Origin of the sequence: Erythrobacter ani (genome assembly GCF_019204025.1) — a bacterium.
Classification (GTDB): domain Bacteria; phylum Pseudomonadota; class Alphaproteobacteria; order Sphingomonadales; family Sphingomonadaceae; genus Erythrobacter; species Erythrobacter ani.
Genome location: NZ_JAGSPB010000001.1, coordinates 413316 through 430376 on the forward strand (window position 1 = coordinate 413316; position 17061 = coordinate 430376).

Genomic DNA, 17061 nt, shown 5'->3' on the forward strand with positions numbered 1-17061 from the left:
TGCCCCAGAAACACCGGGTGACACAGTGTCAACTTTGTCACCCTGATGTGCCGGTGGCGCATGGCTGATCTCATCCTTGCCACCAATGATGACGGCGGCCCGGAGATTTTTGCGAGTCTGCAAGGCGAAGGGCCGAGTGCAGGGACGCCGGTCGCCTTCATCCGTCTGTCGCGCTGCAACCTTGCCTGCACATGGTGCGACACGGCGTATACATGGCATTTCGAAGGCGATGAGCGCCCGCACCGCGATGGTGTGACCTATGATCGAAAGGCCAATCAGGTCGCGGTCTCGCCGGCCAAGGCCGCGGCGAAGATCGCCGCGTTGGGGCAAAAGCGGCTGGTCATTACGGGCGGTGAACCGCTGATGCAGTGCGGTCCGATTGCCGATATGCTGGCGATCCTGCCGGATATCGAGGTCGAGATCGAGACCAACGGCACGACGCGGGCCAGTTCCCATGTCGACATCCGCGTCGATCAGTACAATGTCAGCCCCAAGCTGTCGCATTCGGGCAATGCGGCGGAATTGGCGCTGATTGAGGAGCGGCTGGAGCACTACGCCGCCGATCCGCGTGCCTTCTTCAAATTCGTGATCGCCTCACCCGATGATATCGAGGAGGTCAGGGAACTCGACCGGCGATATCGCTTCAAGCCGGGACACGTCTTTCTGATGCCAGAAGGAACGACGAGCGCCGCCTTGCGCGACAAGCAGGAATGGCTTTCCAGACACTGTGTGGAGAATGGTTACCGGATGTCGGACCGGCTCCACATCCATCTATACGGAGATGAACGGGGAACTTAGCCCTGCGACCGCCACCTGAGCACGACGCGTTCGACGATCTCTTCCTCGCCGCCGCCAGAGCTCCAGAGCTGGACAAAGCTGGGGTCTTCCGATGCAGGACGCTTGTGCTCTTCCAGAGTGTCGAAACTGACGCGGATCGGTATTGCAACGCCCTCGCCGCAGATGATGCATTCGCGGTTGCGCAAGGCGGGGATCGAATCGAGGAAACCGCGCGCGCCTTCGGGCATCGCGGCCTTGACGAAAGCTTGGTCGCGGTCGTTGTTGAGCCGCATCGAAATGATCGTGCCGCATTGCGACAACACGCCCTCGGCAAGGTCGGATGGACGCTGCGTGATGAGACCGAGTGAGATACCGTACTTACGGCCTTCCTTGGCGATCCGGCTGAGGACCCGCGCGACCGAGGAGCCATCGGCGTTCTTCTCGTTCGGGACATAGCGGTGCGCTTCCTCGCAAACGAGGAGGATCGGACGCTGCTGTTCTTCACGGCCCCAGATGGCGAAGTCGAATACGAGGCGCGAAAGGACGGCAACCACAGTGGAAGTGATGTCGGACGGCACTCCGGATACGTCGATGATCGAGATCGGCTTGCCGTTACCGGGCATCCGGAAGACCTTGCCGATGAAGTCGGCCATGGTGTCGCCCACCAGCATGCCGGAGAACATGAACTGGTAGCGCGGATCGGCCTTGAGTTCTTCGAGCTTGCTCTTGATCCGCATGTAGGGCGCAGACGACGTCGCCTTGTCGAGCTTGCCCATCTCGTCCTGGATGATGTTGCTGAGATCGGACAGGAGATAGGGAATAGGAGAATCCACGGTGATCTTGCCCATCGTCTCGGCCAAACGGTTCTTGGAACGCGCGGCGAGCAGACACTTGGCAAGAATATCCATGTCGACTTGCAGTTCGTTGCCATCGCTGGTGAGCAGGACTTCGCAGTGCTCCTCGAAGTTCATCAGCCAATACGGCATCTGCAGGTTCGACACGTCGAGGATCTGCCCGCTCTGACGGAACGCGGCCGAATATTCGCCGTGCGGGTCGATCATGACGATATGGCCGTTGGGCGCCGCCTCGCAGATCTTGTGCAGAATCAGCGCGGCGCTGGTCGATTTACCGGTACCGGTCGATCCCAGCAGAGCGAAATGCTTGCCGAGCAGAGCATCGACATAGAGACCGGCGCGAATATCACGAGTCGGGAAGACGCGTCCGATTGTGATGTTGGCGCGGCCATCGCTGGCGTAAATCTGTTCGAGATCCTGGGTGCTGGCCGGGTAGACCATCGCGCCCGGTACAGGATAGCGGGTTACACCGCGGCGAAAACCGGTGATGCGGCCCGTCAATTTCTCTTCGCCGCCCTCGCCAAGGAAGTCGATATGCGCGATAATCCCAGCTTCGTTGCGGCGATCCTTGCGCTGATCGCGAACGCTGGCAAGCAGCCACGCATCGCCGACACGGATCTTGATCTGGCTGCCAACTTGACCTGCCAGGACGATGGATGGATCGTCGTCGTCCATACATTCATTCAGTCGCTGGAGATCGAACGCGATCTGCGAGCCAGCACCGGAAATCTCCAGCACCACGCCGATCGGCAAGCGCGCATTGTCGGGCGCTTCACCCTGTGCGGCTGCCGGGCTCGCGCCGGAATCGAAGCTCTGACTGGCCATATCGTTCATTCGTCGTCCCTTACCCAAGCGGTAATGCAAACCAGACACGTCGGTGCCGGGCTCCTCGTTGATCACCGTGTTTGCAAGATTTCGGTTAAAATCGCGTCAACGATATTGCGCGGCCTTGCGCACTCAGGACCGGTTGAAGAATCGTCCGGCAAACCAGCCCATGCTGAGCGAAAGCAGGATCGCGCCCAGACCATAAAGGAGCGAGGCGCGCTCGGCGGCGTTCACCACCTCTCCTTCGAGACCGACTTTCTCGACTGCGATTTCCGCCGTGGCACTGGCCAGGACGCGGCCATCGGCGATCGCAAAAGTCTCCGCCGTGTAAGGGCCAGTGATCACGTTGGAAGGCAGTGCAATGCGCGCTTGATAGAGCACACCTTCGCTTATTCGCACGCCGTCGGGATCTTCCTTGTACAAACCGGCACGCTGGCGCATTTCGACAAGGCCGCTGGCAAAGCGCGCTTGCTCTTCGGGCTCGATTTGACCGCTCGGGCTGAGCTGGATGAACTGCGTGCCGAGTTCATAGATCGCAGCTGTGCGGGGATCGACAATCTCGCTGATCGGGCGGGACGATGCGACCGCGAAGAAGGACGGCGCAGACCGAAAATCGCTGGAGCCTGCATTCATCCAGATACCGGCGATGCGGTCCTTCTCGCGCAGGCGGATCGGTTCGGTGGGCCCTTTGAGCACCACGACGATATCATAATTTGTTGACCGCCGCGTTCCATCCGGGTCGATGACCGCACCATAAAGGAGCAGGTTCGCGCCGGTGAAACCCTGGCGCACTTCGATGCGCGACTGGCTGACCTCGGGAACGAGGATTGGTTCGCGCTGGCCGCTCAGGAACATAGCCGCGAGCGCTACAAAGATGATCTTCGCAGCGCGCCGGTTCGGCGTTCCGATCATAGCGGGCTGACCGTGTAGATCTCGTCCGGCTGGACGCCGAGCCCATAGAGCATCCTGAGAGCAACCGCGATCACGATTGCCGCGAGCACCAGCCGCAGGATTTCAGGCCTTGCCTTCATCGCGATCTGCGTGCCGAATTGTGCGCCGAGCACAGATCCAAGTAGCAGCAGGCCTGCGAGGATTATGTCGACGGCTTTAGTCGTCAGCGCGTGAGTCATGGTCGTAACCATGGTGACGAACAATATCTGAAACAGCGATGTGCCGACAACGACATTGCCGCTCATGCCGAGCAAGTACAGCATGGCCGGAACGAGGATGAACCCCCCTCCAACACCCATAAGCATCGTCAACACACCCACCAGCGTCCCAAGGATCAGGGGCGCGAGCGGCGAAATGTAAAGACCCGAGCGGTAGAATCGCCAGCGAAACGGCAGGCCCGCGACCAAGGGGTGATGGCGGCGCTTCCTCGGTTGCTTGCTACCGCTTTTCGATGCGGGCCTCAGCGCTTCCACCGCCTCGCGCATCATCAGCGATCCGATCGTGCCGAGCATGACGACATAGAGCACATTAATGACGACATCGATCTGGCCAAGCGATTGGAGCGCGCTGAACAGCAGCGCACCGATCAAGGCGCCAACGATGCCGCCGCCGACCATGACGGCGCCCATGCGGTAATCGACGCCGTTTTGCTTTGAATGGGCGAGCACGCCGGAGACACTTGCTCCGGTCACCTGCGTCGCTGCCGATGCCGCTGCGACAGTGGGCGGGATGCCATAAAATATCAGCAGCGGCGTCGTGAGAAACCCGCCGCCAACGCCGAATAGGCCGGACAAAATCCCCGTCAGCCCGCCAAGCAGCACGATGAACAATCCGTTCACCGAGAGATTCGCTATTGGCAGGTAGACATCCATGCGGGGAGCACTAACCCACAGCGCGCCGCGATGATAGCCGCTATACCGCTGCGATCCCCGTCAAACGCTGCGGATTGCCGCACATCCAGCGGACCGCGATCAGAAGCGCGTCGAAAGAGTGGCGGCAACTCCGGATCGAGGTGCGGCATCGCCTCCGACCTGCTCGCGCCAATCGACAGAGAGGCGCGCGGGCACCTGCCCAAGTGTCATGTCCAGCCGCACAGTCGGGCCGACATCGACCCGACTCGCGTCTTCCTGCGCGCCGCCCCATGCGCCCGCGCCTGCGCTCAGCCGCGCCCGGGTATCCAGCGGGCCTGCGAAGTTCGCGAATTCGCGCGTCACGGCCGCCTGCCCGTCCGCAAACGCGGTCGCGCTTTTCCCGCCAACATACCCGGCCCCGCCATAGGCTTCGAGTGTGAAATCGGCGGGCAAAGATTGCGGCGGCAGTTCGCTAATCGCAATTACGGCGGGACGCACCTCGCTGCCAAAGCGGTTTTCTGTGAAGCGGATCTCCGCGGCGAGGCGCACGGGAATGCGCGCGACGGGACGGGCCGATACACCGCCGGCCACTTCCGTCTCACCGCCGCTCACCAACGCGCGGTAGGCGCGCAAGTACAAACGCGGATCGCGCAGCGACGAAGGCAAGATGCGGTATTGCAAGTTGGAACCCAGCTGGCTGGCGCCGTAGATCGGCACCCGCCCTTGCGAAATCAGCGTAGCGTTGGACCCCTCGCGCCAGAACGCCCACGCATCGACCGACCAGCGATCCTGCTGCGCCGGCTCTTCGAACGGGGGTGACAGCGGCGTGACCCCGGTCAATTGCTGGGACGCCTGTAGCGCATGCATCATTGCTCGGTTCTGCACCGCGGGAGCAAAGGACGTTCCTAGCGCGCTGAGCCACATCATCTGGTGCCCCGCAGCAGCTTGGTAACCGTTGGCAAGAGCAATTTCGTTGGCAAATCCCGCGTAGCCGCTCAGCACCGATGCGTAACGATTGGGTGCTATGACTTTTTCCGACGCAGAAGCCCGTTCATCAGACACGGCAGGATTTTCATCCGACCGCGCCTGCGTCGCTCCCAGTCGATCAGCATCCGCAAATATCCCTCCTCCCGAAATGAAGTTCGGCAACTCGAGCGCGAAAGGGTTCTCCCAGGTGAGCGCTCGCCCGCCTGCCCATACCGCAAAAAGGAGCAGCAGCATCGCCAGCGGGCTTCCCCGCCGCGCCGTGGTTCCCGACGTCATCAGAGAGCCCCTTCTGCAGGGTTTGTGCGGGCAGGATGCCTGAAATGAGGTGTCTTGTCCCACTCGATTGACTTGCCCAGAAGCGTTTTCACATATGCGGACAGTGCACGCCTGCCCGCCATGATGGCGATGACGTTGCTGACCGGTATCCTCAGCACGGCCATCACACCCTCGGCCGCCCCGTATTCTCGCGCAGTGAAGCCGAACCTCAAAGCGGCCCGCCAGATGAACGCGCCGAAATTGGCAATCAGCAGCCATTTTAGGAGCGGTGAGAGCGGCACCGGCTCTGCGTATCCGAAGGCGATAGCCGACCAGCTTATCGCGGTCAGCGCGAGGAGCGAGTAGCCGATCACCAGCACCAGAGCCGCCAGCGGTCCACGCCGGTCACGGGCGCGCATCCATGTCTCGACCAGGCCCCGGCTCCATCCGACACGGTCCCAGCCCTGCAGGGCGATGCCGTGCACCCAGCGCGTTTTCTGGCGAACCACATGGCCGAGTTTCGCGGGGAAGTATGCGCGGGTCGCGATGAGCAATCCATCCGTCCCGCGAGCGCGGACAAATCGGGATACCCCGCCCGTCTCGGACACGCCAAGCCCTAGCTCGTAATCCTCGGTCAGGGATTCGGATGAAAACGGGTGGCCATCAGCGCGTCTGCGGCACAGCTTCTGCAATGCAGCGCGCGACACGGCGCAACCGACGCCCGCACCGGGAAGACCGGCACCCAACGCGTTGCGGACGACCATCGCCTTGGCATGGGCCTCGGCGAATTCTTCGCAGTAATGGCTTCCGAGCCAGCGACTGCGCGCTTGCTGCATCGGCTCGACCGGAAGCTGGGCGAAATCCGCGCCCTCTTCGATGGCTTTGTCCAGCAGTCCCAATCCCGCTGGATCAACCATGTCTTCCGCGTCCTGAAACACGACCGAGGCAAATTGTCCGCCCATGCGACGCTCATCGTCGCGCATGGCGTCATAAAGTCGGTTTAGGCAATCAGCCTTGGTTGTCGGGCCATCGCGGTCGTGGATGACGATCCTTATCCGTTCATCGCCTTGCGCCGCCTGCATGGCGGCGGCAATCGTCGCGGGATCATTGCGGTAGCACCCGACATACAATCGCAAATCGGTTTGCGGCCAGCTACTGAGGGTGTGTCCGATCGTATCGCCGATCACCTCGGCTTCGGACCATGCAGGAATGAAAATCGCTGCAGCGCCGTGCAATTCCCGGCATCGCAATTGTTCACGGTCGAATTCGGGAGTTCGCGCACGGCCTGTCAGCTTCAACCACACCCAGGTGAAGTCGACCGCGATATCATCAGCTGCGCCGATGAGGAAAAACACCCCGGCAAACAACAACAGTTCGTGTTGCAGCAATGCAAGCCATTGCCACAAGTCAAAGCCCCATAGAGCCAAGGCGACCCCCTTACCTCGTTTGAAAAAAGAGCCTAACGCGCAGTGATAGCCCTTGCAACAGCTTCAAGTTTTCTAAATGAGGGCGCGCAAGATGTCCGAAACAAACAACACCACAGCCCCGCCGCTTCGCAGGATTTTCGCGCCTGTGCGCGCCCTTTTCGTGAGCGATGCATCGGCAGGTATTCTGCTGATTATCGTTGCTGCGGCGGCGATGCTGGCTGCGAACTCCCCATTTGCCTACGAATACAAGCAGTTGTTCTACGGCGAGCTCCCATGGACTCCGATCCCGAAGCTGTATGATCTGCATTTGTGGATAAATGACGGCCTGATGGCGATCTTCTTCTTCGTCGTCGGGCTCGAAGTGAAACGGGAAGTCGTCTGCGGATCGCTGGCCGATCCCGCAGCGCGCCGCCTGCCAATGGTCGCCGCGGCGGCCGGGATGCTGGTGCCCGCTGCAGTTTACATCGCGGTTTCCGGAGGCGGCGAGTACAGCAATGGCTGGGCCATCCCCGCAGCGACCGACATTGCATTTGCGATGGGTGTGCTGGGGCTACTCGGCAACCGCGTTCCGGCCTCACTTCGGCTGTTTCTGCTTACTGTTGCCATCGTCGACGACATCGGCGCTGTGCTGGTCATCGCGATTTTCTACACACCGACAATCAAGATGGTGTGGCTGCTGGTATCGGCGGTCGTGTTCGGCCTGATGCTGGCGATGAACCGGATGAAGGTCGGAGTCCTGTGGCCCTACATCCTCATGTCGGTGGTCCTCTGGTATTGCGTTCTGAACACAGGCGTTCACGCAACCATCGCTGGCGTTCTCGCCGCGCTCACCATCCCGCTTCAGCGGCCAGACGGCAATTCCATGCTTGAAAAGCTGGAGCACGGGCTTGCGCCATGGAGCGCGTACCTTGTCGTCCCCGTATTCGGTTTCGCCAATGCGGGCGTCGCGCTCGGGGGAATGGGAATCGAGGCATTCACCGATCCACTGCCCATCGCGATCGCCGCGGGCCTCGTCATCGGTAAGCAACTCGGGATTTTCTCGATCGTCTATCTGTCGGACAAGGTCGGTTTCGCGCCGCGACCGGCCAATGCGACGTGGATGGAGATCTGGGGGATTTCTATCCTGTGCGGTATTGGCTTCACGATGAGTCTATTCATCGGCGGGCTCGCGTTCCCGCAGCAGCCGCTGTTCGTCGAGGAGGCCAAGATCGGGATCCTGACCGGATCAGCGATCTCCGCCATCCTCGGCTTCATCGTCCTGCGTTTGACTACGACACATCCCGAAGCGGAATGCGACGATCAAGGGAACCAGCCGAGCCAGGCGTGATCCGCCCCTCCCCGGCACACCGGCTTACCAGCTGCCGGTATTCTCCATATTGGCCCACGGCTCTTTGGGTTCGAGTTTGCCGTCCTGCAATAATTCGACAGAGATCCCGTCGGGTGATTTCACGAAAGCCATGTGACCATCGCGCGGCGGCCGGTGAATGGTGTGGCCCGCATCGGCCAACCTCAGACAGGTTTCGTAAATGTCCTCCACCCGGTAGGCGAGATGACCGAAATTGCGTCCACCGCCATAGTCCTCCGGATCACTTCCATCTTCCGCCGGCCAGTTATAAGTCAGCTCGACCTCGGCGACGCCCTCCTGCCCCGGAGCCGCGAGGAAAATCAGCGTAAATCGGCCCGCTTCGACATCGAAACGGCGCACTTCCTCAAGCCCGATGAGCTTGAAAAAATCGACCGTCGCGTCGGGATCGCTGACGCGGATCATCGAATGCAAATACTTGACCATGGGAATCCTTTGGCAATTCAAATTCAGTTCATCGACGAAGAAGCACAGTTCATCGTATGTCTAGGAGGGCATGGCGATGAATACGACATCAGATTTGGAAGAGCAAAGCATGACGAGCGCGGACAGCGCGCGCAAGGGACAAGCGAGCGCGACGACTGCGCGCTGGTTCGGTACTGCGGCGATAGCTTCCATCGGTTTGATCATCGGCGGATACCTCCTTGGAGATGGATTGCTTCGAGCCAAGGAAGCCGAACGCTCGGTCACGGTGCGCGGTTTGGCTGAGCGGGATGTGACGGCCGATCTTGCGACCTGGACCATTTCGTATTCCGCCAGCTCGCAAAGTCTTGCCGAAGCCCAGGGCAAGGTGCGCCGCGACACAGAGCGCATCGAGGCATTCTTCCAAGGCCTCGGTTTTCCCGATACAGCGCTGCAACCGACCGGCGCCAACGTCTCAAGCTACACCAATGACGGCGTCACGACTTACACCGTACGGCAAAGAATGACGCTTCGAAGCGGTGATATCGAGCGCGCGCAAAAGGCGGTGGCCCAGCAATTCGACCTTGTTGGCCAGGGCGTCTTTCTCGAAGAGGGCTCCGGCATGAGCTACACCTTCACTGGACTGAATGGCATCAAACCGGAAATGGTCGCCGAAGCGACCAAGGACGCGCGCGTATCTGCGCAGCAGTTCGCGGAGGATTCAGGTGCTGACGTTGGAGCGATCAAGGACGCAACCCAAGGGTATTTCTCAATCGAGGCACGCGACGGCGATGGCGGAGGATGGGGAACGTCCGACAGTCCCTATAAGAAAGTGCGGGTCGTCACGACTGTGAATTTTTCACTCGACTGAATTGAATTGGACACTGCAGTCCGATCAGAAGCCAATTGGCGCGAAACCTAGTGAGGTTCCGCGCCCATTGCGTTTGCCAACTGGCAGTGAAAGAATTCAGAAGCTGGCGCTAAGCGTGCCGACCACCTGATCTTTCGTGAAGTTGAACAGACCGAACGCTTGGCTGATCAGCGACGGTGATCCTTCGATCCCGATATAGGCTACACCCACAGTGATCGGGCCGAACACGTTCGCCTCGGCGCCAATCGACCAGTCGAATGCATCGCCGTCATTGGTGAAGGTCAACGAACCATCGGTGTAACCAAGGTGCCCCGTCACCGTGATCGGAGTTGTGGGAATGCCCACGCTGACATCGGTGTAGAGATAGAGGTTGTCATCGGTACCGCCTCCAAAATCGAGGCTGTTCTGCCCGGGAGCATAGGCGATACCGCCAGTGGTCGATACCGGACCGAGCGAGAAGCTAAGCGATCCGTAGAATTCGTAATAATCGAACTCGCCCGGAGGTGCGTCGGGGTAGGTGTAGGCAATGAAACCAATATCCGTGGACAACCCCTCGGTCAGATTGCCGCTCCAGCCGCCATAAAGATCGAGTTCGGTCGAGCCGTATCCGACCGTGTCTTCATCCAGGCTCGACGCCCAGGTTCCTGCATAAAAACCGGACGAATGGTTGACATCGAAGCCGCCTTGGATGGCGATCTCGCTACCCGAAAGATCGACCCCGCGGAAACGGTACTCGGTCACGAGCGCGACATTCGCGGAGAACGTGAAACCGGCCTCGCCGAGAAATCCGCTGCTGGCGGCAACGTCGACCGGTTCGCTGGCACGATCGACATCGGGCACCAGGCTGATGCCCGCTTCGCGGTCTGCGAGACTGGCAGCGGCGATCATCAATTCGGGACTGATCGATTGATCGAGAGCGGCAGCGCCGCTCAAGCTATCGACAGCGTTCGGATCGACGGACGTTTCGTTTGCAAAAGCCGGAGTCGCAGAGAGGAGGACACCGGCAGAAATTGACGCGACCGTGAGGCCGCGGATGGACGTGAGCATGACAACTTCCTTGTCTTTGTTGTTGCTTCGTCCCACCTGCACATCTGTCGGTCGCCATTTTCATCGGCAATCTCATCCAAATGTGGAACAATCGTGCACTCTTATACCGCATTGCACAAGAGAAATTGCGCGCGCAGCCAGAACGCCACAGAGGTGTGTGAATTTTACATCAAACTGTGCCAGAGGAAATCATACGGTCTAGTCATGCTCATTTGCCGTTCAGTCACGGTCTGTTTAAGCGGAGCTATCAAGCGGCATGATATGCCGCTTCAGACGACCAGATGCTGTTTGCGGACGGTCGGCTTTTGACGATCACAGGCCATGTTCGAAATCATTCGCTCCTTTTTCCGCTCGAGATCCGAGCCGCTTTCTCCGTCCGTTCCGGATGGTACGCGGTTCTATGTGATCGGAGACATTCACGGGCGGCTGGATCTCTACGAAGCCTTGATCGAGGCAATCGAGCGCGACGATGCACAGAGCGGCCCGGCGGACACCCATATCATCCTACTGGGCGACTTGGTGGATCGCGGCCCGGACAGTGCCGGCGTAATAGCGCGCACCCGCGAATGGCAATCCCGGCGCAATGTCCGCGTGCTCCTGGGCAACCATGAAGAGATGTTCCTCGAATCATTCGAGAACCCGGAAATTCTGCGTCACTTCCTGAAACATGGCGGCCGCGAAACGATCATAAGCTACGGCCTTTCGAAGAAGCAGCTCAACGAGATGTCACTCGACGATCTTTTCGAGAAGCTTCCGGAGATCGTCTCTCCGGCAGAGCGCGATTATATTGCCAATTTGGACGAGAAGATCGTCGCTGGGGACTATCTGTTCGTCCATGCGGGCATTGATCCTGCGTTTCGTATCGAGGATCAGCAACGCAGCGACATGCTTTGGATCAGAGACCGCTTTCTCGAGCATGAGGCCCCCTTCGAAAAGGTGGTCGTGCACGGCCATACGATCTTCGACGACGTCGTGAACCACGGGAACAGGATCGGCATCGATACCGGAGCGTTCCGCTCGGGCGTCCTAACTGCGCTGGTTCTCGAAGACGACCGAATGCGGACATTGCAGACCCGCGTCGATGGCGATGCAATCGCGATCGTGAGCAACAATACCGCGTTGTGATGCCGGTCTGCGCTCACCGGCACGGTGGACAGGCTCACCCATGTGAATATTGTAACCTTAGAAAGCCCCGGCGCGAACTCCTTTGCGGCAGGTTCTTTGGGAGGAACAATCGGTGACCGCTATTCTTGATGGGCTGACAAGCCTTTTTATCTTTGTCGTCGGGCTCATCGTCCTAGCGCTGATCGTGCTGTTCTTCATCGATCGCTATCAGACCAGTGATACCGTAAGGCGCAATTACCCCGTGATCGGGCGTATGCGCTATGTCCTGTCCGATCTCGGCGAATTCTTCCGCCAGTATTTTTTCGCGATGGATCGCGAGGAAATGCCATTCAACCGGGCTCAACGCGACTGGGTCGATGATGCCTCGAAGGCCAAATCCACCAACGTCGCATTCGGCTCGACCCGCAATCTCGATCCGGTCGGGACACCGATCTTCGTCAATTGCCCGTGGCCAACCTTGGAACGTGATGCGGTAGAGGCACCTGCCATGTTGATCGGAGAGGGTGCAGCGCGTCAGCCCTACCTCGCGCCATCGCTCTTCAACATCTCAGGCATGAGTTACGGTGCCCTGTCGACACCGGCCGTCCGCGCGCTTTCCAATGGCGCGGCAAAAGCGGGGTGCTGGATGAACACCGGCGAGGGCGGCCTTTCACCCTACCACCTCGAAGGAGGCTGCGACATCGTATTCCAGATCGGCACAGCGAAATACGGCGTGCGCGACGACGACGGCAACCTGTCCGACGCGAAATTACGCGAAGTCGCCGCTCACGAGCAGGTGCGGATGTTCGAATTGAAGCTGTCGCAGGGGGCAAAGCCCGGTAAAGGCGGAATCCTACCCGCTGAAAAAGTGAATGAGGAAATTGCCGAGATCCGGGGCATCCCAGTTGGCGAGGCATCTATCTCTCCCAACCGCCATCCCGATATCGGAAACACCGAAGAATTGCTCGACATGATCGCGCGCATTCGGGAGGTCACCGGTAAGCCTGTCGGCTTCAAGACTGTAGTGGGCGCATATGGCTGGCTTGAGCATCTGTTCGAGGAGGTCAATCGGCGCGGGATTCACAGCGCTCCTGATTTCATCACCGTCGACAGCGGTGACGGGGGCACGGGCGCTGCGCCGCTTCCATTGATCGATAATGTCGGCCTTACGCTGCAGGAGGCGCTGCCGATGCTGGTCGATCTCAGAGACAAGGCGGGGCTCAAGGACCGTATCCGGATCGTTGCAAGCGGTAAGCTCGTCACGCCGACCGATGTCGCCTGGGCGCTGTGCGCGGGCGCGGATTTCACCATTTCGGCGCGTGGATTCATGTTCGCGCTGGGTTGTATCCAGTCGATGAAGTGCAACAAGAACACTTGCCCGACCGGGATCACTACGCACGACAAAAGCCTCCAGCGCGGCCTAGATCCCGCAAACAAGGCCGTGCGTGTCGCCAATTTCGTCAAGCAAATGCGTAAGGAGGTGGGTGTGATCGCACACAGCGTGGGAGTAACAAATCCGCGCGCGATGAAGCGATATCATGTCCGCCTGGTCTGCGCTGACGGCCGTTCACGCCCACTCGACGAACTCTATCCCGCCGTGGGTGTGCAGCCCGATTAGGCCGTCAGAACCCGAACCAGTGCCGTGAATTTTCGGTTCGCCAGAGCCCGATCAGCGCAGCGAAGAACACCGCAACACCCGATCCGATGCACGCCCATGCAATCACATCGGCCTCTTGACCGCCGCGGAAATAGATGGCGGTCAGCGCCCAGCAAAACACGATGGCGTACCACGGGTTGCCGCGGCTGCGCACGGTCGCGATCGCAGCTATAGCGCCGCCGATCGCAACCATTACGGCAGTGATAAGCGGGTAAGTGCGATCTTCCGCAGTAAGACCTGAGTAGACGAGCGTAGCCGACACGTTCACGATGCTCGCAGCCGTCAGCCAAGCGGCCAGCGCGCTGAATACCAGCGCGGCAATCCAACGCTCACCCGCAGTGAATTCCTTATGGCGTACCAAGGCGCGCAACACCATGAGCAGCCCGATCAGCGACACAAAGATGATGACCGCTGATATCACGGTCAGGTTCGCGAACTGTGTGTATGTCGCCCACACTCCCTGTGCTGCCAAGGCAACAGCGGCGGGCCAACCTATGGCGTTCAAGAGAGCGTTATCGACCTGCGCCGGGAGCGCTTGCCAGATTGCGAACACTGCTGACCCAAGGAATAGCGGCCCCCATATCGAAAACGCCCAGCCGGATGGTGTGATGAGTGTCCGGACGCTATCGGAGCGGTCCCCTATCGGATCGCCAAAGCCCAGCGCGGGGAGGAAAGTCGCCCCAATCTGAACAATGACCGCAAGAATAATCGACGCGCGCTGCGCAGCGCTGCGAGCATGGGAGCCTGAATTCTCCATCGTGTCCTAACGATTTGCAGCGAGGGGTGTTCCCGCTAGCGGGTTCGCAGCGAGACAGAAAGCACGCGGGAAGATCATCAGGGGGCGTCATAAGCCGGGTTCTGTCTCCGCGAGCCGGTATCCCGAAGGACCTAAATCGCGGCGGCAACCATTCATCTAGGCTGCCCATTGCTGAGCAGCTCAAGCAGCCAACCCGGATCTCTCGGAGCGAGCCACTCCTGCCCTACCCTAAGGAGGGCGCGAGACCCCTATTTGGCCTTGCTCCAGGTGGGGTTTGCCATGCGGACGCTGTTACCAGAGCCCCGGTGCGCCTTTACCGCACCCTTTCACCCTTGCCTGTGCGCGCCGCTGCGAACAGCGTGCGCCATCGGCGGTATACTCTCTGTGGCACTTTCCCTGAACTTGGGTCAGAAAACCCTCGCCCGGCGGGCGTTACCCGCCACCATTGCTTCGTGGAGCCCGGACTTTCCTCGGTATCTTACGATAACGCGGCTGCCTCAGCCCCCTGATAACAGGCCTCATACAGAAAGGGCCGGCTCCAGGAAAGCCGGCCCTTGCATTAAGTTTCTGAAGCAGAAATCATCCGGTTCCGCCGATATTCTCGATCGCTTCGTCTGGCGCTAAGACCAGCTTCCAGATGAGCGCCCCCATGGCAGCACCGATTAACGGCGCAACCCAGAAGAGCCACAATTGCGGCACCGCCGCGGTATCGGCGTAGAACGCCACGCTAGTGGACCGTGCCGGGTTAACCGATGTGTTGGTCACGGGTATCGATATGAGATGTATCAATGTCAGCGCGAGACCGATTGCAATGGGCGCGAAACCGGCCGGAGCCTTGGGCGAAGTCGACCCGAGAATGACGATGAGAAAACCTGCTGTGAGCACGATCTCGATCAAGAGCGCCGACCTCATCGAAAACCCGCCTGGTGAGAGTTCTCCGTACCCGTTGGATGCGAAGCCCCCTGCCTGAAAATCTACAATTCCGCTGGCAATGAGATAAAGGAGGCCTGCCGCCGTGAACGAACCTAGGAGCTGAGAAACCCAATATGGAAGCAACTCCGACCAGGCAAACCGATTGCCAAGCGCGAGCCCGAGCGAGACGGCCGGGTTGAAATGTCCTCCCGATATTCCGCCGAGGGCGTATGCCATGGTGAGCACAGTGAGTCCGAAGGCCATAGACACGCCGACAAAGCCGATGCCCAATTCCGGAAAACCGGCAGCGAGGACGGCAGCGCCGCACCCCCCGAAAACCAACCAGAATGTGCCAATAAATTCGGCCGAAAGCTTCCTGAACATTCCCAATTCCTCCCCGCTCGATTGCGATCCGAATTTCTCAGGTCTACCTTCCGAAGCGGCGCAAGGCCAGAAACCCGCCGAAGAATGCTACCGCGTCGCCCCGCGATCCCGGTCCAACAGCAACTGCCACAGAATTGCACCCAATTGCGCATCGAATTCGCCTGAGATCTTTTCAGGACGCCAGCGCCGCTCGAAAGCCTCGATCGCTTTGCGACCTTCGGTAATGTCGTAACCAAACCGCTCTAGGCCCAGGATGAACGCGCCCATGTTCGGGAACGGATCGCCTTTTTCCAGTTTGGTCGGCCGCGGCAGACACAATCCGTACTCGGCGAGCCGATCCCATGGAAACAGTTCTCCCGGATCGATCTTGCGCATCGGCGCTACGTCGGAATGACCCAGCACATTGGCGCGCGGGATGTCGTGATCCTGTACGATCCGTGCGACCAGCGGGACCAAGGCCTGAAACTGAACCTCGGAAAATTCGCGATATCCGCCGCTATGCCCAGGATGGTCGAGCTCGATCCCGATGCTCGCGGAATTTATGTCCTTGTTCCCGCGCCAGAACGACAGGCCTGCATGCCAGGCGCGCTTTTCCTCCGGCACGAGCTGGGTGACCACGCCCGCTTCGCTGATCAGGTAATGTGCCGAGACCTTGGCCTCGGGATTGGTCAGCTTGCCCAGAGCACGCTCGACAGGCTGCATTTCCGTGTAATGCAGCACGAGCATAGTGATGGGCTGATCGCGTTCGTCGAAATTCGGCGAGTGGATCACTGCGTGGACGAGTTCGGTTTTCTCCATGCGGCTACCCGATCATCCCTTCGGGTTGGGGTATGACCGCGCCGAGCACGAGCGCGTCCTCCGTGAGCGCATATTGCAGACCGCCGCCCATTTCCTCTGCCAGTGTCGCAATCATGTGCGCAGCAGCGGTGCGGCTTGTGATTTCGACCGGAGAGATTTCGCCTTGCAGCGCGTGACCGATGACTTCGTCGAATGCGATCTTCTTGCCGGTTGCCCGCGCTACGATTTCGACGTTCCCTTTGCGTTTTTCAGCGCCGATATCGAGAGATCCGCCGCGGACCAACGCGTCGAGCGCAATCTGCGAGAGGTTGAGCAACACTTTCACTGCCGGTTTGGGCAGCGTGGACTCGCTCACGGCCCAGTTCAGCTCGACCCGCTTATTTCCCGCAGCAAGAGCGGCGATGACATCCTGTGCCTCCTCGACCGGCACGGCATCGCCGAAGCCGCCAGCCGCACCAAATGCGAGGCGGAAGAATTTCAGCTTGTCCGTGCTGATCTTGGCGCTCTGTTCGAGCAACTCGACGCAGCGCTTGCGCATTTCCGGATCCTGCTCATCGGCGAGCAATTCCAGCCCGTTCGACAGCGCTCCCACCGGGGAGAGCATGTCGTGGCACAGGCGCGAGCATAGCAGCGCGGCAAGATCGGTTTGCGAGGTCATCATGATTTTCCGTAGTCAGGGGTTTGCAGCGAGAGCGCTTGGCAAAACCACACAGGTTCCGCCCGAAGGCAAAATTGCAAGGTCGTCACGATTTTCGTTTCACCCCTTCTTGCACAGATCTGCTTATTCGAACCCTGCAGATCGGCGTGCTCGCCGCTTCCGCTTTCTATGGGCAAATCCG

The 17061-nt window shown here is 59.8% G+C and carries 16 protein-coding genes and 1 other RNA gene; 5 read left to right on the plus strand and 12 right to left on the minus strand.

Features of this window, described 5'->3' with window-relative positions; genetic code table 11:
- Nucleotides 1-60 precede the first annotated feature (60 nt).
- The gene (locus tag KCG45_RS02010) at nt 61-798 is read left to right on the plus strand and encodes a 7-carboxy-7-deazaguanine synthase QueE (protein WP_218315470.1); all 738 of its coding nucleotides are present in this window, start codon (nt 61-63) and stop codon (nt 796-798) included.
- On the opposite strand, the gene KCG45_RS02015 is transcribed toward KCG45_RS02010, so the two are convergent.
- The 5 genes from KCG45_RS02015 to KCG45_RS02035 form a co-directional block, all read right to left on the minus strand.
- Nucleotides 795-2465: an ATP-binding protein gene (locus tag KCG45_RS02015; protein WP_218315471.1), complete on the minus strand. Its 1671-nt coding sequence runs from the start codon at nt 2463-2465 to the stop codon at nt 795-797. The genes KCG45_RS02010 and KCG45_RS02015 overlap by 4 nt on opposite strands.
- A gap of 123 nt (nt 2466-2588) precedes the next feature.
- Entirely contained in the window at nt 2589-3368 is a 780-nt protein-coding gene (locus tag KCG45_RS02020) for a TIGR02186 family protein (RefSeq protein WP_218315472.1), read from the minus strand.
- On the minus strand, nt 3365-4279 hold the full coding sequence (locus tag KCG45_RS02025) for a sulfite exporter TauE/SafE family protein (RefSeq protein ID WP_218315473.1): 915 nt from the start codon (nt 4277-4279) through the stop codon (nt 3365-3367). The genes KCG45_RS02020 and KCG45_RS02025 overlap by 4 nt, the downstream gene beginning before the upstream one ends.
- A gap of 99 nt (nt 4280-4378) precedes the next feature.
- Nucleotides 4379-5521 (minus strand): hypothetical protein, encoded by a 1143-nt coding sequence (locus tag KCG45_RS02030; RefSeq protein WP_218315474.1) that lies wholly within the window; start codon nt 5519-5521, stop codon nt 4379-4381.
- Nucleotides 5521-6927: a glycosyl transferase family protein gene (locus KCG45_RS02035; protein ID WP_218315475.1), complete on the minus strand. Its 1407-nt coding sequence runs from the start codon at nt 6925-6927 to the stop codon at nt 5521-5523. The genes KCG45_RS02030 and KCG45_RS02035 overlap by 1 nt, the downstream gene beginning before the upstream one ends.
- Nucleotides 6928-7018: 91 nt before the next feature.
- Between KCG45_RS02035 and nhaA the strand changes: the two genes are divergently transcribed.
- Nucleotides 7019-8254: a Na+/H+ antiporter NhaA gene (gene nhaA / locus KCG45_RS02040; protein WP_218315476.1), complete on the plus strand. Its 1236-nt coding sequence runs from the start codon at nt 7019-7021 to the stop codon at nt 8252-8254.
- Nucleotides 8255-8278: 24 nt separating this feature from the next.
- Here the strand turns inward: nhaA and KCG45_RS02045 are convergent, their stop codons facing one another.
- Nucleotides 8279-8716, minus strand: a complete 438-nt coding sequence (locus tag KCG45_RS02045) for a VOC family protein (RefSeq protein WP_218315477.1) — start codon at nt 8714-8716, stop codon at nt 8279-8281.
- A gap of 109 nt (nt 8717-8825) precedes the next feature.
- On the opposite strand from KCG45_RS02045, the gene KCG45_RS02050 reads away from it, so the two are divergent.
- The gene (locus KCG45_RS02050; RefSeq protein ID WP_218316358.1) at nt 8826-9563 is read left to right on the plus strand and encodes an SIMPL domain-containing protein; all 738 of its coding nucleotides are present in this window, start codon (nt 8826-8828) and stop codon (nt 9561-9563) included.
- 96 nt (nt 9564-9659) lie between these two features.
- Here the strand turns inward: KCG45_RS02050 and KCG45_RS02055 are convergent, their stop codons facing one another.
- The gene (locus KCG45_RS02055; RefSeq protein WP_218315478.1) at nt 9660-10610 is read right to left on the minus strand and encodes a TorF family putative porin; all 951 of its coding nucleotides are present in this window, start codon (nt 10608-10610) and stop codon (nt 9660-9662) included.
- A 321-nt stretch (nt 10611-10931) separates the two neighbouring features.
- On the opposite strand from KCG45_RS02055, the gene KCG45_RS02060 reads away from it, so the two are divergent.
- Together KCG45_RS02060 and KCG45_RS02065 are read left to right on the plus strand one after the other, a co-directional pair.
- A complete protein-coding gene (locus tag KCG45_RS02060) occupies nt 10932-11735 on the plus strand; it encodes a metallophosphoesterase family protein (RefSeq protein ID WP_218315479.1) in 804 nt (267 codons plus the stop codon).
- A 112-nt stretch (nt 11736-11847) separates the two neighbouring features.
- Nucleotides 11848-13332 carry an FMN-binding glutamate synthase family protein gene (locus KCG45_RS02065; RefSeq protein WP_218315480.1) on the plus strand — a complete coding sequence of 495 codons (1485 nt, stop codon included), beginning with the start codon at nt 11848-11850 and terminating at the stop codon, nt 13330-13332.
- 4 nt (nt 13333-13336) lie between these two features.
- On the opposite strand, the gene KCG45_RS02070 is transcribed toward KCG45_RS02065, so the two are convergent.
- The 5 genes from KCG45_RS02070 to KCG45_RS02090 form a co-directional block, all read right to left on the minus strand.
- The gene (locus KCG45_RS02070) at nt 13337-14128 is read right to left on the minus strand and encodes a TspO-related membrane protein (protein ID WP_218315481.1); all 792 of its coding nucleotides are present in this window, start codon (nt 14126-14128) and stop codon (nt 13337-13339) included.
- Nucleotides 14129-14202: 74 nt separating this feature from the next.
- Nucleotides 14203-14636: RNase P RNA component class A (rnpB, locus tag KCG45_RS02075), an RNA gene on the minus strand.
- 71 nt (nt 14637-14707) lie between these two features.
- Entirely contained in the window at nt 14708-15424 is a 717-nt protein-coding gene (gene aqpZ, locus KCG45_RS02080; RefSeq protein WP_218315482.1) for an aquaporin Z, read from the minus strand.
- A gap of 87 nt (nt 15425-15511) precedes the next feature.
- Nucleotides 15512-16222 (minus strand): N-acetylmuramoyl-L-alanine amidase, encoded by a 711-nt coding sequence (locus tag KCG45_RS02085; protein WP_218315483.1) that lies wholly within the window; start codon nt 16220-16222, stop codon nt 15512-15514.
- 4 nt (nt 16223-16226) lie between these two features.
- Entirely contained in the window at nt 16227-16883 is a 657-nt protein-coding gene (locus KCG45_RS02090) for a histidine phosphotransferase family protein (protein WP_439648893.1), read from the minus strand.
- Between the last annotated feature and the right edge of the window lie 178 nt (nt 16884-17061).

Bases quoted from the DNA above. Each gene is read 5' to 3' on its own strand.
- KCG45_RS02020 (WP_218315472.1), bottom strand. From the start codon at position 3,368: ATGATCGGAACGCCGAACCGGCGCGCTGCGAAGATCATCTTTGTAGCG.
- KCG45_RS02060 (WP_218315479.1), top strand. From the start codon at position 10,932: ATGTTCGAAATCATTCGCTCCTTTTTCCGCTCGAGATCCGAGCCGCTT.
- KCG45_RS02070 (WP_218315481.1), bottom strand. From the start codon at position 14,128: ATGGAGAATTCAGGCTCCCATGCTCGCAGCGCTGCGCAGCGCGCGTCG.
- KCG45_RS02055 (WP_218315478.1), bottom strand. From the start codon at position 10,610: ATGCTCACGTCCATCCGCGGCCTCACGGTCGCGTCAATTTCTGCCGGT.
- KCG45_RS02010 (WP_218315470.1), top strand. From the start codon at position 61: ATGGCTGATCTCATCCTTGCCACCAATGATGACGGCGGCCCGGAGATT.
- KCG45_RS02085 (WP_218315483.1), bottom strand. From the start codon at position 16,222: ATGGAGAAAACCGAACTCGTCCACGCAGTGATCCACTCGCCGAATTTC.
- KCG45_RS02050 (WP_218316358.1), top strand. From the start codon at position 8,826: ATGACGAGCGCGGACAGCGCGCGCAAGGGACAAGCGAGCGCGACGACT.
- KCG45_RS02045 (WP_218315477.1), bottom strand. From the start codon at position 8,716: ATGGTCAAGTATTTGCATTCGATGATCCGCGTCAGCGATCCCGACGCG.
- nhaA (WP_218315476.1), top strand. From the start codon at position 7,019: ATGTCCGAAACAAACAACACCACAGCCCCGCCGCTTCGCAGGATTTTC.
- aqpZ (WP_218315482.1), bottom strand. From the start codon at position 15,424: ATGTTCAGGAAGCTTTCGGCCGAATTTATTGGCACATTCTGGTTGGTT.
- KCG45_RS02030 (WP_218315474.1), bottom strand. From the start codon at position 5,521: ATGACGTCGGGAACCACGGCGCGGCGGGGAAGCCCGCTGGCGATGCTG.
- KCG45_RS02090 (WP_439648893.1), bottom strand. From the start codon at position 16,883: ATGATGACCTCGCAAACCGATCTTGCCGCGCTGCTATGCTCGCGCCTG.
- KCG45_RS02015 (WP_218315471.1), bottom strand. From the start codon at position 2,465: ATGAACGATATGGCCAGTCAGAGCTTCGATTCCGGCGCGAGCCCGGCA.
- KCG45_RS02025 (WP_218315473.1), bottom strand. From the start codon at position 4,279: ATGGATGTCTACCTGCCAATAGCGAATCTCTCGGTGAACGGATTGTTC.